Source organism: Microtetraspora sp. AC03309, from assembly GCF_020826795.1.
Classification (GTDB): Bacteria; Actinomycetota; Actinomycetes; order Streptosporangiales; family Streptosporangiaceae; genus Microtetraspora; species Microtetraspora glauca.
On the sequence record NZ_JADDIL010000083.1, the window covers coordinates 1 to 14997 of the forward strand.

The window sequence follows — 14997 nt, forward strand, 5'->3', positions numbered from 1 at the left end:
CAGCGTCAGCACCAGAGGCAGCGCCAGCACGTGATCAACAACATCCGCATCCGCCAGCCGGAGCAGCCGCGGGAGCGTGAGGTCAGGGAGAACCGGGGCTTCGACATCCCGGCTGACGTCCTCGCCCAGCTCGTCGCGGCTCGCGGTGGCAACGGTGGCAACGGGGGCGCGATCGCCGGCGGCGGCAACAACAACGCCAACGGCGGCAACGGCGGAAACGGCAACGCCGCAGGCGTCTCCGCATTCAACGCGATTCCCATCCAGGCCCAGTGAGACCGCCGAACCGGTCGGTCTCACCCGATTGAAGTTCGGTGGCGTGCGCCGTTGCCGCATTCAAAGGCCGGTAGGAGGAACGGCGGGGGGGGCGTATCGATCCGCAGGGCCTGAACGTCCACGAATCGGTTGGCTCTTGCCATCTGGTGGAGGACCGCGAACGAACCTGCCGGCTCATATGGGAACTGGCCTGCTGATCTACACCAGAGCGCCCCGCCACCCTTCGTCAGGGCGCGGGGCGCTCGACTGTGTGCGAGCGCCCCGCTGCTGGGGCCAGCCGTGTACGCCGATGCCGTGGCCGGACATCCAGAAGTCGACACCTTCGGCCGTGTACGGCACCGTGTTGTCCGGCAGCATGTCCGGTGGCGCCCACATGAGCTTGGCGCACCTGCCCGGTTCGGCGTTCACGACCTCGCCCTCCCGGCGGGAGGCGGTGAAGAACACCCCCATGCGCGGCCGTCCTTCCGGCGAGCAAGGCGGGGTCGGCGGTCATGTGCGGGTGGCGGTGATCAGACGGCGGGCGCCCTGGTGGAGAAGGTCGGCGGCGACGCGGGAGCCGAGGGTGGCCGGATCGTCGACGTCGCCCCACGCGTGGGAGCGGACGAACTGCGAACCGTCGCGGTTGAACACCATCCCGTACAGGCTCAGCTGCCCGCCTGCGGTGGTGGAGGCGTATCCGGCGATCGGGGAGTCGCAGTGGCCGTGCAGCATGTGGAGCATCGTCCGCTCGGCGAGGATGTGCCTGGCTGTGGCCGGGTGGTTGAGTTCGTCGAGCAGTCGCATCACGGGGGTGTCCGCCTGGCGAGCCTGGACGCCGAGGACGCCGGCGCCGACCGCCGGGACCATCGACACCGCGCCCTCGCCGGAAGGACGGAAGTCGATCACGTCATGGACGTCGTCCCGCTGACCCGGACTACCTCCGCGACTGCTGGCGGTATCGACCGGGGGCCAAGCCGTACTCTCGTTTGAACGCTTTGGCGAAGGCGAATTCGGAGGTGTACCCGGTGCACTGCCCGACGGTCTGCACCGGTTTGTCAGTGTCGCGCAGCAGTTGCGCCGCCAGGGTCATCCGCCACCAGGTCAGGTAGCCCAGCGGCGGTTTGCCGACCAGCGAGGTGAACCGGCGGGAGAAGGCCGCCCTCGACAGTCCGGCTTTCGCGCCCAGCGCTTCGACCGTCCACTGCCCGGCGGGTTCCTGGTGGATGTGGCGCAGCGCTGCGGTGATCGCCGGGTCGCGCAGCGTCGCGGCCCACCCGGTGGCCGGGCCATCGTCGGCTCGCTCGTCGAGCCAGGCCCGCAGTATGTAGAGCAGCATGATGTCCAGCAGGGCCGACACGACCGCTTCGGTTCCGTGGTCGGGGTTGGCGATCTCGTCGCCGAGCAGGTTGACGGCAGCATGTAGCGGCGTGCGGTGGCCGAGACGTGCCGGCAGGTGGATGACCTCGGGCAGTTCCTCGAACAGTGGATGTGGCCGGGTTTGGTCGAGCGTGTATGCGCCGCACAGCAGGATCGTCGTGGCCCTCTCGCCGTCGTCGGCGCTCGGCGCTATCTCCCGCAGGGAGGCCGAGGGTGCGCCCGTCAGGGGTGTCGACGGGCTGTCGGCCAGAGCGTGCCCGCAACCGTGCGGCAGGCACACCACATCGCCCACGCTCAGGGCGATCGCGGCGCCCTCCGGCGGGATCAGCCAGCATGTCCCTTCCAGCACCACATGGAAGCCGGCCCCGGAGAACGGCTCGGCCCGCACTCCCCACGGAGCGTGCTTGCGGATCTCAGTGGAATGCGGGCGCCCCGTACGCATGACACCGATTGCATCGCTGAGCACATCCATCGCCAGATCGTATCGCAGTCCGCCACCCGGCAAGACGATCAGATATGAAACGGAGACAGTGAGCCATGGGGAGCGGCTCCTGACCTCCCTACGCTGAGTGCGTCAAACAGATTGACCGATCGGTCTACCAGAAGGGCATGACATGAGCCAGTACACCGCGACCGCGACCGCGACCGGCCGCGACGGCCGCGCCTTCAGTTCGGACGGCAAGTTGAACGTTGAGCTGGCCCTCCAGAAGGAGTTGGGCGGCACCGGCGACGGCACCAACCCCGAGCAACTCTTCGCGGCGGGCTATGCGGCCTGCTTCGCCACTTCCATGCAGCTGGTGGCGCAGAAGAAGAAGATCGACGTCTCGGGCATGTCGGTCACCGCCGAGGTCGGCCTCGTCCCCAACGGCCAAGGCGGCTTCCAGCTCGAAGTCAGCCTGCGGACGAAGCTGCCGGAGAGCATGCCCCGGAATATCGGTCGCGAGCTCATCGAGGCCACCCACCAGGTTTGCCCGTACTCCAACGCCACGCGCGGCAACATCCCGGTCGAGCTGCTCGCCGAGTAGCCACCACCCGCTGGATGCCACCTGGACCGCAACCGCCGGAGTCCGCGATCCAGGTGGCGTCGTCTTTCCCGGTTGCCCCACGAATCTGGACGAACAACCCGAGTCGGAGCATGGGCATGACAGAGACATTCACCTCATCCGCCTCCAGGCTGGATCCCGCCGGGACCGGCGCTGGCGCCGCCACGGGCGGACGCGTCAGAAACGCGGCGCTGCCGCTCTTCGTCGTGTGCGCGGTGCAGTTCCTCGACGCGATGGACATCGCGACCATGGGTCCCGCCCTACCGCAGATCCAACGGGAACTGGGCATGACGCCTGACGCCCTGCAATGGGTGGTGAGTGCCTACACGCTCGGCTTCGGCAGCACACTGCTGCTGGGCGGCCGGCTGGCCGACCTCTTCGACCGTAAGAACCGTATGAGTGGGCTACGAGGCACAGGAAATGCACGCCGCGGTTAACGAGATCCGCACCCAGCTCGGTCGCCCTTCCATCACCTTGGGAGCGATTCGCCAGGTCGAGCACGCGGTCGCGGTCCACTACCAGGGCGATGCCTACAACGAGCAGTACGCGGCACGATGCGCCGCCCTAGCGCTTAAGGAGGACTGACGATGGCTTACTCGTCTCACGGCCACTGGTTCGGCCCTGGCACCCCTGGGGTGGCCTGATGACCGGAGCAATGCTTGAGATCTGTGGATCGGCCGGGAAGGGGTGTACCTTCCCGATGATCATGTAGGTCTCATGCATGACCGACGCGCCAACGTCGGTCGGGAAGGCACACCCGTGCTCACCGTAGTCCCTGACCCCACCGACGGCGACCGCCGTACCGCAGACGGCCCGGTCTCCTCCTCGCTGATCGACGAGATCGTCCGCGAGGGCGCCCGCAGGATGCTCGCCGAAGCCCTCAAAGCCGAGGTCGACGCCTACATCGCCCAGTTCACCGACCAGCGCGACGAGGCCGGGCGCGTCTGGTCGTCCGCAACGGCTACCACCAGCCGCGGGAAGTGCTCACCGCGGCCGGCGCGATCGAGGTCAAAGCGCCACGCGTCAACGACAAGCAAACCGATGAGGTCACCGGCGAACGCAAGCGGTTCTCCTCGGCGATCCTGCCGCCCTGGGCGCGCAAGACACCGAAGGTCAGCGAGGTGCTGCCGCTGCTGTACCTGCATGGCTTGTCCAGCGGGGACTTCGTGCCGGCGCTGGGGCAGTTCCTCGGCTCCACGGCCGGGCTGTCGGCGCCGGTGATCACCCGGTTGACCGAGCAGTGGAATGCCGAGCAGCGTGCCTTCGCCGCCCGCGACCTGTCGAAGGGGGAACCTCAGAGTGAAGACCGGGGTATGTGGGCAGGGGCCAGCGTTGCCACCAACCAAGACCTGTCCGGGCTATTCCTCGTCAGAGCTGCCGAATTGTATCTGCGGAAGGGCGGCCGCTTCGGGTTTGTCATGCCGCTGGCCACGCTGTCTCGGCGCCAGTTCGCCGGACTCCGCACCGGGCAATTCCACGCGCCAGGACATCAGACCTTGCTGGCGTACGACGTGCCATGGGATCTTGACCTCGTCAAGCCCTCGTTCTTCCCAGTGCCCGCATCGGTCATCTTCGGAGAATGCGTGGCGGATTCGCCGAGGGCTCTGGACCAATCCGCAGAGCTTTGGTCCGGTCGCCTACCGACAGCCAACGCGTCGATTCAAGTGGCGCGCACGCGCCTCGTACGAACCACGCAGGAGACGGCCTCCGGAGAGGGCGGAACGACCTCGCCGTACGCGGCCCGTTTCGTGGAGGGGGCCGCAGTCGTCCCGCGCGTCCTGCTCATCGTTGAGAACCAGCCTGCTCCACCGCTCGGAGCTGGCGCGGGTCGAGTCGCGGTAGCTAGTCGACGCAGTCCGAAGGAAAAGCCGCCCTGGAAGGAGCTGCCTTCTCTCTCCGGAATGGTGGAGCGTCAATTCGTGCGGCCTTTGCTGGTCGGTGACTCGGTCCTGCCCTACGCGATCCGGGAACGACTGCGGGTTATCGTGCCGTGGGATGGTCAACGAATCCTCCACGGCGGCGACGAGCGACTCGACCTCTATCCGGGCCTAGCGCAATGGTGGCGAGAAGCTGAGCGCTTGTGGATGAAGCATAGATCAAGTAAGCGTTTGGGAAGCGGCTCGACTTCCGCCGCGGTCTGTCCATGCAGTTCCCGACTCCCGAACACCGGATTGCCTACTCCGCGAGCGGCATGTACCTCGCTGCAGCTCGTGTGAGCGACCCTTCGGCCGTAATCGAGCACGTTCTGTATTGGGGTGTAGCGGCTAGCCTTGAAGAAGCGCGATTCGTCGTGGCTGTTTTGAACAGTGAGACCATGACGGCCCGCGTTCGGCCGTTGCAGGCGCGCGGTGAGCACAACCCCCGCCACTTCGATAAGTACGTCTGGCAGGTGCCAGTGCCGCTTTACGGCCCTGATGACGAGCGACACCAGTAACTCGCCGCGCTCGCCGAGAAGGCCGAGGCCATGGTCAGCACACTAGACCTGCCGCAGGGCGTGTCCTTTGAAGCGCTGCGGCGCCGAGTACGCGAGGCATCGGCGTCCTCCGACACAGGGCGTCGCATCGAGGAGACAGTAGCTGCGATTCTGGGGAATCCGCTCTAGCCGGACCTGACGGCAGGATTTGCTTTTTTAGCTGGTCGCTGCCATTTTCATTACATCACGCCTGACCGGTTCATGCTACTGAGAAATCCTCGATGCTTACGGTTGACGCTCACCTGCTCCCATGACAACGTCAGTTAGCGAGGGTAATGGGACCGATTCCCTCTTCCTGCCAAAAGGCCTTGGCGTCCGCATTCGGCCCCGTTCAGCAGCCGGGCGGAAGCCTTGAGAGGAGATTCATTGTTTCAGGAGCAGATCGGCGGCAACAAGACGGCGGCGCAACCGTTCGTCACGGCCGATGGCTGGGTCTGGTTCATAGCGACGCAGCGCAACGAACTCTGGCGCGTGCGGGCCGACGGCACCCAGCTGTCCCAGCCCGGCGGCAACTTCGCCAATTCGACGCCGTTCGTCACGCCCGACGGCTGGGTCTGGTTCCAGGGGACGAACAACCGCCTGTACAAAATGCGGACCGACGGCAGCCAGAAGCAAACGTTCAGCAACTACACCATCGCCTCCTCGCCTGTCGTTACCGCCGACGGCTGGGTCTGGTTCCAGGGGACGGGGGCGAGCCAGCTCTGGCGCATGCGGACCGATGGCAGCCAGCTGTCCCAGCCCGGCAACAACTTAACTAGCTCGCCGCCGTTCGTTACCGCCGACGGCTGGGTCTGGTTCCGGGCAACGAACAACGGCCTGTGGCGCATGCGGAGCGACGGCAGCGAACTGTCCAGGCCCGGCAACAACTCCACCAATTCGACGCCGTTCGTTACCGCCGACGGCTGGGTCTGGTTCCAGGCAACGAACAACAGCCTGTGGCGCATGCGGGCCGATGGCAGCCAGCTGTCCAGGCCCGGCAACAACTCCTGCTTGGGCTCGCCTACGGTCACCGTCGACGGCTGGGTGTGGTTCCGGGCAACGAACAACAGCCTGTGGCGGATGCTCAGCGATGGAAGCCAGCTCACCTCCGTCGACGGCAACTCCACGTTGTGCACTCCGGTAGTCCCAGCCATGGGCTTCGCCAATGGCGTGGTCGGCGAATGGGTGTACTTTCAGGGAACAGGAAACCAGCTCCTGCGGGACTTCGTGCCGGCCAGCGACCTGAAAACTGAGGAAGGGACGCCAGCGTATTACGTGCTCACGGTCGCCTACGCGCCGCCAGGCACCGAGGGCGGCGGCAGCAGCTCTTCCGTGCAGTACGCCGGCGGCAGCTCGACCGGCACGACTACCACGACGAGCGAGTCGTTCAAGAACGGAACGAAAGTCGAAGCCAGCGGAGGGGACAAAGCGACGCTCGGCGGTGACTTCTCGGCATCCCGCAGCGAAACCAACACTTCCGCGCTAGAGATCACCAAGAGCCAGACCTATACACTTGAGATGTCAGGCCCGGCCAAGGACGGCATCAATCATGACTACGACGCCTTCCTGCTCTTGCTCAACCCAACCGTGACGGCGCAGCAGTACCCGCAGGACATCGTCCTCTGGAGCATGGGCACCGAAACAGCCACTGCCATGATCTACCTGGTCTACGCCGGCTGGCTCAAGGGCACGACGCCCATGCCACCCGGGATCAAGGCCTCCCTCGACGCGCGTGGCCTCACGCAGCACGACTACGACCAGATCCTTTCCACTGATCCTTTCGCCCGCGGCTCGGGAGCAATCGACCCGGAACGCTTCCTCCCCACCCTGCAGAGCTTCCCCTACAGCCCGCCGCTTGACCCCCAGAGCGAGCCTGCAAAGTTCACTGTCGCGTTGTCAAGCGCAAACGTCCAGACCGATACCCACGAAGTGCAAACCGAGTACACCGTGGGCATGTCAAAGGGCATCAGCTTCCTCAAAAAGAGCAACGAGCTCACCTGGACGAGCACGAGCTCAGAGGAGAAGAGCGAAGCCCACTCGCAATCAGCGACCGCGACAGTGGGCGGCCCGGCGTACGGATACCAGGGCCCGGCCACTGTCCTGGTCTACTGGGACACGCTGTACAGATCCTTCATGTTCGCATTTCCCACTACGTCCGCCTCGCATGTAGGAACGTTGAGCGACGAGTCCGGCCAGCCACTCGCCTACGAGCCGGTCACGCTCACCGTCGGCGGCCACCAGTTCAGCACCTTCACCGACGGGCTAGGCGAGTACCGGTTCTACGGCACACCCGCTGGCCAGGGCACGATCACCTCCGGAGCCCGTCAGATACAGGTCGAGCTGGGCGGCTAACGGCACAGTCGGATATCAGAACTGTCCGAATGCCGGGTGCACGGGCGGGCAGCTGTAGGCCAGCCCGCAAATCGGAGCGTCATCGGCTGCGGCAGCGACCAGCGCATACGCTGATCCGTGCGGAACTGGTAAGAGGCCGCCACGCTCGTCGACGGCCGTCCCGAGCTGGCCCTTGTTGCCAGGGGCGGTATCGACGCCCAGCGCGACGCCGGCCAGCGCTTCAACTTCAACCCTGTCTCCCGGCCGCGCAACACGGGTGGTCACCATAAAACTAGACGATAGGGCTCTTCCCGTTCGTCCGGTCACGCCCTCTCGGGTCATGCAGGCAGGCGGGCCGCGGTGCTGGCCCACCTGCGATAAGCGGGCATACTGCACTTTTAGACTAGCTGCGCCGCCAGCCCGTTCCCCGGGTGACGGCGGCACAGCTAGCGGTGCGCCCCTCGGGGTGGTGCGGCGCCGTCCGGTACCGATGAATCACGCGGTGCATCCAGGCTCAGATTCTGAGAGTTGCCAATCTATTGGGAGGAATAGCGAACATCCTCTTCATAGCGATCAAGCCTTCCTTGGGTCACTGCACGATCTTGCTGAGCGCGGTCTCGTACGCCTGCGCGTCGGTTGGCGGAAGATCCTTGGAGATGCGCAAGACGACGTTGCCCACCTGGTAGGTGTACTCGCCCAGCATGGGGCTCGCCTTGGCGAGGGTCTGGATGTAGTTGGCGCGTGTCTGGGCCGCGTCAGCGTCTTGGAACACCTCCACTCCGCCGCCGAGGTTGATGTCACCCGGCTTGCCACCTGCCCCCGCCGCCCGCTCGTGGGTGAACGCCGCCTTGCTGGTGTAGCCGTTGGGGCGGCCGAGAAGCTTGTTCGGGTCGTTCTCTTCGGTGTAGGTCACGGTGAGAGCGGCCGGCAGGCCCCGCGCGGCCAACTCAGAGACGATGTCAGCGGCGTCCCTGTCGGTGCTGACGCCGCCGCAGGCGGTCAGGAGGGCGGCCAGCATTTAATACAGCCACCGATTGCCTTTGACAGCCAACGGATGAGATCTGCTCTTACCTCAGTAACCTCATAGAGCCTCATACAGCCGAGGACAGCCGATCATCCCGGGATCGGTAGGGTTGGACCCATGAGCACGCCTGCGGAACGCTACGCCGCCTTCCGTGAGCAGCAGGCCGGTAGCGGGCCCGCCCTCACCTCGTTCCGGGGTCTGTACGACTTCGCCCTCGACGAGTTCCAGATCGACGCCTGTCAGGCCCTGGAGGCCGGTGACGGTGTCCTGGTCGCCGCCCCGACCGGGTCCGGCAAGACCGTGGTCGGGGAGTTCGCCGTCCATCTCGCCCTGGAGCAGGGCCGCAAGTGCTTCTACACGACGCCCATCAAGGCCCTGTCGAACCAGAAGTACAACGACCTCGTCCGCCGCTACGGCGCGGCCAAGGTCGGCCTGCTGACCGGGGACAACAGCGTCAACGGCGAGGCGCCGATCGTGGTCATGACCACCGAGGTCCTGCGCAACATGCTCTACGCGGGGTCCGGCACGCTCGCCGGTCTCGGTTACGTGGTCATGGACGAGGTGCACTACCTCGCCGACCGGTTCCGCGGCGCCGTCTGGGAAGAGGTGATCATCCACCTGCCCGAGTCGGTGCGGGTGGTCGCGCTCTCCGCGACGGTCAGCAACGCCGAAGAGTTCGGCGAGTGGCTCGGCGAGGTCCGCGGCGACACCACGGTCATCGTCGACGAGCACCGTCCCGTGCCGCTCTGGCAGCACATGCTGGTCGGTAACCGCCTGTACGACCTGTTCGCCAACGAGGGTGACGGCGTGCTGCGCATCAACCCCAACCTCATGCGGATCTCCCGTGACGAGGTGCGGCTGGCGCAGGCCCGGGGCCGCCGGGGGTACACCCGGCCGAGGCGCGGCCCGGCCCCGCACCGGCCGGACATCATCGAGAAGCTCGACGCGGAGGGGCTGCTGCCCGCGATCACGTTCATCTTCTCCCGCGCCGGGTGCGACACCGCCGTCATGCAGTGCCTGTACGCCGGTCTGCGGCTGACGACGGAGCGGGAGCGGCACGAGATCCGCCAGATCGTCGACGAGCGCACGGCCCACCTACCGGACGAGGATCTCGCGGTCCTCGGCTACCTGGAGTGGCGCGACTGCCTGGAGCGCGGCCTCGCCGCGCACCACGCGGGCATGCTGCCCGCGTTCAAGGAGGTCGTGGAGGAGCTGTTCACCAAGGGCCTGGTCAAGGCGGTGTTCGCGACCGAGACCCTGGCCCTGGGCATCAACATGCCCGCGCGGTCGGTGGTCATCGAGAAGCTCGACAAGTGGAACGGCGAGACCCACGCCGACCTGACCCCGGGGGAGTACACCCAGCTGACCGGTCGCGCCGGGCGGCGCGGCATCGACGTCGAGGGTCACGCCGTCGTGGTGTGGCAGCCCGGCATGGACCCGGTTGGCGTCGCCGGGCTCGCCAGCACCCGTACGTACCCGCTGCGCTCCAGCTTTCGCCCGTCGTACAACATGGCGGTCAACCTCGTCGGGCAGGTCGGCCGGGCCCGTGCCCGCGCGTTGCTGGAGGACTCGTTCGCCCAGTTCCAGGCCGACCGGGCGGTCGTCGGGCTGGCCCGCCAGCTGCGCAAGTCCGAGCAGGCGCTCGAGGGCTACGCCGAGGCCATGACGTGTCACCTCGGCGACTTCCAGGAGTACGCGGGGCTGCGCAGGCGGCTGTCGGACCGGGAGGCCGAGCTGTCCCGCCAGCGCGGGGCCGCCCGCAGGGCGCAGGCCGTGCAGTCCCTGGAGGAGTTGAAGCCGGGAGACGTCATCCGGGTCCCCGGCGGGCGGCGCGCGGGGCTGGCGGTGGTCCTCGACCCGGGGGTCAACGTCCGGGGCGAAGGGCCCTCCCCGCTCGTGCTCACCGCGGGCAAGCAGGTCAAGCGGCTGTCCCCGGCCGACTTCCCGGTGCCGGTGGAGCCGGTCGAGTGGATCAGGATCCCCAAGGGGTTCAACGCGCGGGCCCCGAAGGAGCGGGCCAACCTCGTCTCGACCATGCACGCCAAGATCGGCGACCGTGATCTCGGCAAGCCGCCCCGCGCCAAGGACCACGCGGCCGAGGACGAGGAGATCCTGCGGCTGAGGCGGCAGCTGAGGCAGCATCCCTGCCACGGCTGCGACGAACGCGAGGACCACGCGCGATGGGCCGAGCGGTACCACAAGCTGCTGCGCGAGACCGAGGTCCTGCGCCGCAGGGTCGAGGGCCGGTCCCACGTCATCGCCCGGACCTTCGACCGGGTGTGCGGCGTGCTCGACCAGCTCGGCTACCTGGAGGGCGAGACCGTCACCCAGGAGGGGCGGCGGCTGGCCAAGCTCTACACCGAGCTGGACCTGCTCACCGCCGAGTGCCTGCGCGCGGGCCTGTGGGAGACGCTGGACCCGGCGGAGCTCGCCGCCTGCGTGTCGTCACTGATCTACGAGTCGCGGCAGTCCGACGACGCCCGCAGCCCGCGCATCCCGGCCGGCGCCGCCAAGGAGGCGCTGGCGGCCATGATCCGGCTCTGGGGCGAGCTGGAGTCCATCGAGGAGGACCACGGACTGTCGTTCATCAGGGAGCCCGACCTCGGGTTCGCCTGGGTGGCGTTCCGGTGGGCCAAGGGGCACAGCCTCGACGCCGTTCTCACCGACGGCGATCTCGCGGCCGGCGACCTGGTCCGCTGGATGAAGCAACTGCTCGACCTCCTCGGCCAGCTCAGGGACGCCGCGCCGGTCGGAAGCAAGGTCAAGGAGAACGCGAACAAGGCCATCGACGCGCTGCGCCGGGGCGTGGTCGCGTACTCCTCGGTCAACTGATCGGCGGCGAACTGACCGCCCGGTCGGGGGCGTGTAGCGGCCAGTTCGCGCACAGTAACCGCAGGGCAAGGTTCTCGGGTGATCTGGGTGGAAATCTCCCTACAACAAGCCCCGCAGTCCCTGGAGGTAGGGATGTTCGCTCTCCTCGCCGCGCTCTTCTTCCTCGCAGCACTGGTCTTCGCCATCGGCGGCTGGGCCGTCGGCGCCGTCCTCACGGTGACCACGCTCGGCGTCGCCGGACTGTTCTTCCTCGCGCTGCACCTCGGCGGGTACGGCACGAGCTGGAGCCTGAAGAAGTAGCCTCCCGCGGCTATCGCACCGGAAAACGCGCGGGCCCCGAGGACACTCGTCCTCGGGGCCCGTCGCCGTGATCCCATGTGACGGCTGACGGCTGACGGATGGCGGCGGATGACGCCTGGTGGCGCGTGCCGGGCGCGCGTGGCGGCGGCGGGGTCAGGTCGCGGCGCGCGAGGAGAGCGCGGAGAGGAGCCGGTTCAGCGGACCGTCCAGGCCGTACCTGTCGGCGAGGGCCACCAGGCGGTCGGGGTCGAGGGGCGCGGTGGGGCAGGCCAGGCCGGTGTCGGGAACCGGCGCGTCGTGCGCCACCTTCACCACGGCGGGCGCGACGTTCAGGTAGTCGCGAGCGGCCGCCAGCTTGGCCCGCGCTCCGGCGGGGAAGCCCTCCTGGACCCCCTCGTCCAGGGTGGCGATCAGCTTGTCGAGCGAGCCGAACCGGCTGATCAGCGTGGCCGCCGTCTTCTCGCCGACACCCGGCACGCCGGGGAGGCCGTCACTGGGGTCGCCGCGCAGCGTCGCGAAGTCCGCGTAGCCCCGGCCGGGAATCCCGTACTTATGGGCGACAAATCCCTCATCCACCGTCTGAAGGTTACGAATGCCTCTTACTGTGTAAAGGACCCGGCAGGGCTTGGCGTCGTCCACGAGCTGGAACAGGTCGCGGTCCCCGGTGACGATGTCCACCGCCCCGGCCTCCCGGTACGTCAGCGTCCCGATGACGTCGTCGGCCTCGTATCCGTCGGCGGCGAGCCGCGCGATGCCGACCGCGTCGAGGATCTCCTCGATCACGGGGATCTGGGGCACGAGGGTGTCCGGCACCTCCTCCTCGTCGCCCGTCGCGACGCGGTGCGCCTTGTACGTGGGAATCGCCGCGACCCGGAAGGCGGGCCGCCAGTCGGCGTCCATGCAGGCGGCGAGCCGCGTGGGCGAGTGGTCGCGCACCAGGGTGGCGATCATGTCGATGAGCCCGCGTACGGCGTTGACCGGCATGCCGTCCGGCGCGGTCATCGACTCCGGCACGCCGTAGAACGCGCGGAAGTAGAGCGAAGGGGTGTCGAGAAGCATCAGCACCCGTCCATCATGGCCAGAGAGCGGGTCCGCCGGGCTCACCGGGGAGGGAAATCCTCTCCCGGTCGCGTTTCCGGGTCCCGGTGGCGCCTAGCCGTCGAGGACCCCGACCGCGAGGAGGCAGGTGTCGTCCTCCGGGTTGGGACCGCCGAGCGCGTCGAGGAGCCGGTCGAGACCGGGATCGAGGTCGTCGTGCCCCGAGATCGTCTCCGCCGCCCCCAGGGTGAGGGCCAGGCCCTCGTCGATGTCGCGCGAGCGCCGCTCCACCAGGCCGTCGGTGAACATCAGCAGCAGGTCGTCGGGGTGGAGCAGGATCTCCGCCACGCTGTACCGCGGGCCGGGCGCGGCGCCGAGGACCATGCCCTGCGGCGGCTGGAGCTGGCGGGCGACGCCGTCCCGGACGAGGATCGGGGACAGGTGGCCCGCCTGGGCCCAGGTGAAGACGCGGGTCGCCGGGTCGAAACGGCCGATGATCACGGTCGCGGTGGTCTCGTCGAGGCGGCTGAGCACGAGCTCGTTGAGCCACGCCAGCAGCCGGTCCGGGGACGCGCCCGTCATGGTCAGCCCCACCAGGGCGTGCCGGAGTTGAGCCATCTGCGCGATGGCGGGCAGCCCGTGACCGGAGACGTCGCCGATCGCGAGGAGCATCCGGCCGTCGGGCAACTGGGCCGCCTCGTACCAGTCGCCTCCGAGGCTGGCCGCTTTCTCCGCCGGGACGTAGCGGACCGCGACCCGCGCGTGCGGCAGGTCGATCGAGCCGCCGGGCTCGGGCAGGATCGCGTCCCGCAGCGCCAGTGTGATGGTGCGGTCCTCGGCGGCCTGCTCGCGTACTTCGAGAAGCTGCGTCCGCAGCCGGTCCACGATCTCCGTGGTCGTCGCGGGGACCACTGCGCGTTCGCCGGTGAAGGGAGGGCATGGCCCGGCGCCGCCAGCTACGGCGATCATGTGAACAGCTCCTCGAGCAGGAAGGGATGTGGAACGGAAAGTGATTGTTCCGACGCGCAGCGTAGCATCGCGAGACCGTTTCACGTACCGCGGGGGTGGGGCCCTGACCAGCCTCGGGCCGGTACCTGGTGTGTGCCGGCCCCGTGCTCATCGTTAGATTGGAGCGCGTGACAACGACGTCCTCTGATCTCTATCCCGTGTCCCGCCTCGCCGCCGTTCAGGAGGCGACCGCGGCCGCCGGTCTCGGCGCGCTGCTGCTGACGCCCGGACCCGACCTGCGCTACGTCACCGGCTACGACGCGCTGCCCCTGGAGCGGCTCACCTGCCTCGTCGTCCCCGCCTCCGGAGAGCCGTTCATGATGGTTCCCCGGCTCGAACTGGCGGCCGCCGAGCACTCGCCCGCCTCGCGGCTCGGCGTCGAGTTCGTCGCCTGGGACGAGACGGACGACCCGTACGGCCAGGTCGCGCATCGGCTGGGGTCCCTGTCCAAGGTGGGTCTCGCCGACAGGATGTGGGCGCTGCAGTCACTGCGGTTCCGCGACGCGATGCCCGGGGTCGAGCAGGTGCTGGCCGGGAGTGTGCTGAGCCCCCTGCGCGCGCGCAAGTCCCCGGCCGAGGCCGCGGCGCTGCGGGCCGCGGGCGCCGCCATCGACGCCGTCCACGCCCAGGTGCCGCGGTTCCTCAAGGCGGGCCGCAGCGAGCGCGGGGTGGGCCGGGACATCGCCGAGGCGATCCTCGCCGCCGGGCATGTCACGGTCGACTTCGTGATCGTCGGCTCCGGCCCGAACGGCGCCAGCCCGCACCACGAGGTGTCCGATCGGGTCATCCAGCCGGGCGACGCCGTGGTGGTGGACATCGGCGGCACAATGCCGAGCGGCTACTGCTCGGACTCCACCCGGGTCTACTGCGTCGGTGAGCCGTCACCCGAGTTCGTGAAGTACTACGAGGTGCTCAAGGACGCCCAGGAGGCGGCCTGCGCCCACGTACGGCCCGGCGTGACCTGTGAGTCCGTGGACGCCGCCGCCCGTGACGTGATCACGGAGGCCGGTTACGGCGAGTACTTCATCCACCGGACCGGGCACGGCATCGGCCTGGAGACCCACGAGGACCCGTACATCGTCTCCGGCAACACGGCCCTGATGGAGCCGGGATTCGCCTTCTCCGTCGAGCCCGGGATCTACCTCCCCGGCAAGCACGGCGCGCGCATCGAGGACATCATGATCTGCGGGGAGACCGAGGGAGAGCGACTCAACCACTCCACGCGTGACCTCGTCATCGTGTGACACCTCTGCGCACTGATGGCGGTCAGGCTCACAATCGGGGCGGCCGGTGATCCGGCCACCCCGATCGCGAAGCCGTACCCCACATCGGGCGCGCCA

The 14997-nt window shown here is 68.1% G+C and carries 14 protein-coding genes and 1 pseudogene; 8 read left to right on the forward strand and 7 right to left on the reverse strand.

The genetic code is table 11. The annotated features are described in order from the left end of the window. A partial coding sequence (locus IMZ11_RS35295; protein WP_228646773.1) for a hypothetical protein occupies positions 1–273 on the forward strand: 273 nt, incomplete at its 5' end. Between the two features lie 198 nt (positions 274–471). Here IMZ11_RS35295 and IMZ11_RS35300 read toward each other — a convergent pair. From IMZ11_RS35300 to IMZ11_RS35310, 3 genes are read right to left on the reverse strand one after another with little or no spacing between them, the layout of a single operon-like run. Then, entirely contained in the window at positions 472–723 is a 252-nt protein-coding gene (locus IMZ11_RS35300) for a hypothetical protein (protein ID WP_228646774.1), read from the reverse strand. Positions 724–762: 39 nt separating this feature from the next. Further along, complete coding sequence (locus IMZ11_RS35305) at positions 763–1158, reverse strand: hypothetical protein (RefSeq protein ID WP_228646775.1); 396 nt, start codon at positions 1156–1158, stop codon at positions 763–765. Between the two features lie 28 nt (positions 1159–1186). Then, the gene (locus IMZ11_RS35310) at positions 1187–2101 is read right to left on the reverse strand and encodes an AraC family transcriptional regulator (RefSeq protein WP_228646776.1); all 915 of its coding nucleotides are present in this window, start codon (positions 2099–2101) and stop codon (positions 1187–1189) included. Between the two features lie 142 nt (positions 2102–2243). On the opposite strand from IMZ11_RS35310, the gene IMZ11_RS35315 reads away from it, so the two are divergent. The 4 genes and pseudogenes from IMZ11_RS35315 to IMZ11_RS35330 all read left to right on the forward strand — a co-directional run bounded on the left by IMZ11_RS35315 (position 2244) and on the right by IMZ11_RS35330 (position 7476). Then, complete coding sequence (locus tag IMZ11_RS35315; RefSeq protein WP_228646777.1) at positions 2244–2654, forward strand: organic hydroperoxide resistance protein; 411 nt, start codon at positions 2244–2246, stop codon at positions 2652–2654. Between the two features lie 116 nt (positions 2655–2770). Then, the gene (locus IMZ11_RS35320) at positions 2771–3109 is read left to right on the forward strand and encodes an MFS transporter (protein WP_228646778.1); all 339 of its coding nucleotides are present in this window, start codon (positions 2771–2773) and stop codon (positions 3107–3109) included. 322 nt (positions 3110–3431) lie between these two features. Next, a pseudogene (locus IMZ11_RS35325) lies at positions 3432–3955 on the forward strand (transposase); the annotation flags it as partial. 1556 nt (positions 3956–5511) lie between these two features. Next, positions 5512–7476 carry a DUF5050 domain-containing protein gene (locus tag IMZ11_RS35330; RefSeq protein WP_228646779.1) on the forward strand — a complete coding sequence of 655 codons (1965 nt, stop codon included), beginning with the start codon at positions 5512–5514 and terminating at the stop codon, positions 7474–7476. A gap of 15 nt (positions 7477–7491) precedes the next feature. Here IMZ11_RS35330 and IMZ11_RS35335 read toward each other — a convergent pair whose 3' ends face one another. Together IMZ11_RS35335 and IMZ11_RS35340 are read right to left on the reverse strand one after the other, a co-directional pair. Beyond that, positions 7492–7743 (reverse strand): hypothetical protein, encoded by a 252-nt coding sequence (locus IMZ11_RS35335; RefSeq protein WP_228646780.1) that lies wholly within the window; start codon positions 7741–7743, stop codon positions 7492–7494. A 301-nt stretch (positions 7744–8044) separates the two neighbouring features. Continuing rightward, the gene (locus tag IMZ11_RS35340; RefSeq protein WP_228646781.1) at positions 8045–8473 is read right to left on the reverse strand and encodes a hypothetical protein; all 429 of its coding nucleotides are present in this window, start codon (positions 8471–8473) and stop codon (positions 8045–8047) included. Between the two features lie 123 nt (positions 8474–8596). On the opposite strand from IMZ11_RS35340, the gene IMZ11_RS35345 reads away from it, so the two are divergent. Both IMZ11_RS35345 and IMZ11_RS35350 read left to right on the forward strand, forming a co-directional pair. After that, positions 8597–11311 carry an RNA helicase gene (locus IMZ11_RS35345; protein ID WP_228646782.1) on the forward strand — a complete coding sequence of 905 codons (2715 nt, stop codon included), beginning with the start codon at positions 8597–8599 and terminating at the stop codon, positions 11309–11311. Positions 11312–11389: 78 nt separating this feature from the next. After that, positions 11390–11611, forward strand: a complete 222-nt coding sequence (locus IMZ11_RS35350) for a hypothetical protein (RefSeq protein WP_228646783.1) — start codon at positions 11390–11392, stop codon at positions 11609–11611. A 153-nt stretch (positions 11612–11764) separates the two neighbouring features. On the opposite strand, the gene IMZ11_RS35355 is transcribed toward IMZ11_RS35350, so the two are convergent. Both IMZ11_RS35355 and IMZ11_RS35360 read right to left on the reverse strand, forming a co-directional pair. Then, a complete protein-coding gene (locus IMZ11_RS35355) occupies positions 11765–12670 on the reverse strand; it encodes a 5'-3' exonuclease (protein WP_228646802.1) in 906 nt (301 codons plus the stop codon). Positions 12671–12763: 93 nt separating this feature from the next. Next, positions 12764–13618 carry a PP2C family protein-serine/threonine phosphatase gene (locus tag IMZ11_RS35360; protein ID WP_228646784.1) on the reverse strand — a complete coding sequence of 285 codons (855 nt, stop codon included), beginning with the start codon at positions 13616–13618 and terminating at the stop codon, positions 12764–12766. Between the two features lie 167 nt (positions 13619–13785). Here IMZ11_RS35360 and IMZ11_RS35365 point away from each other — a divergent pair, with 167 nt between their 5' ends. Beyond that, positions 13786–14901 (forward strand): M24 family metallopeptidase, encoded by a 1116-nt coding sequence (locus IMZ11_RS35365; RefSeq protein ID WP_061255698.1) that lies wholly within the window; start codon positions 13786–13788, stop codon positions 14899–14901. Positions 14902–14997: the final 96 nt, after the last annotated feature.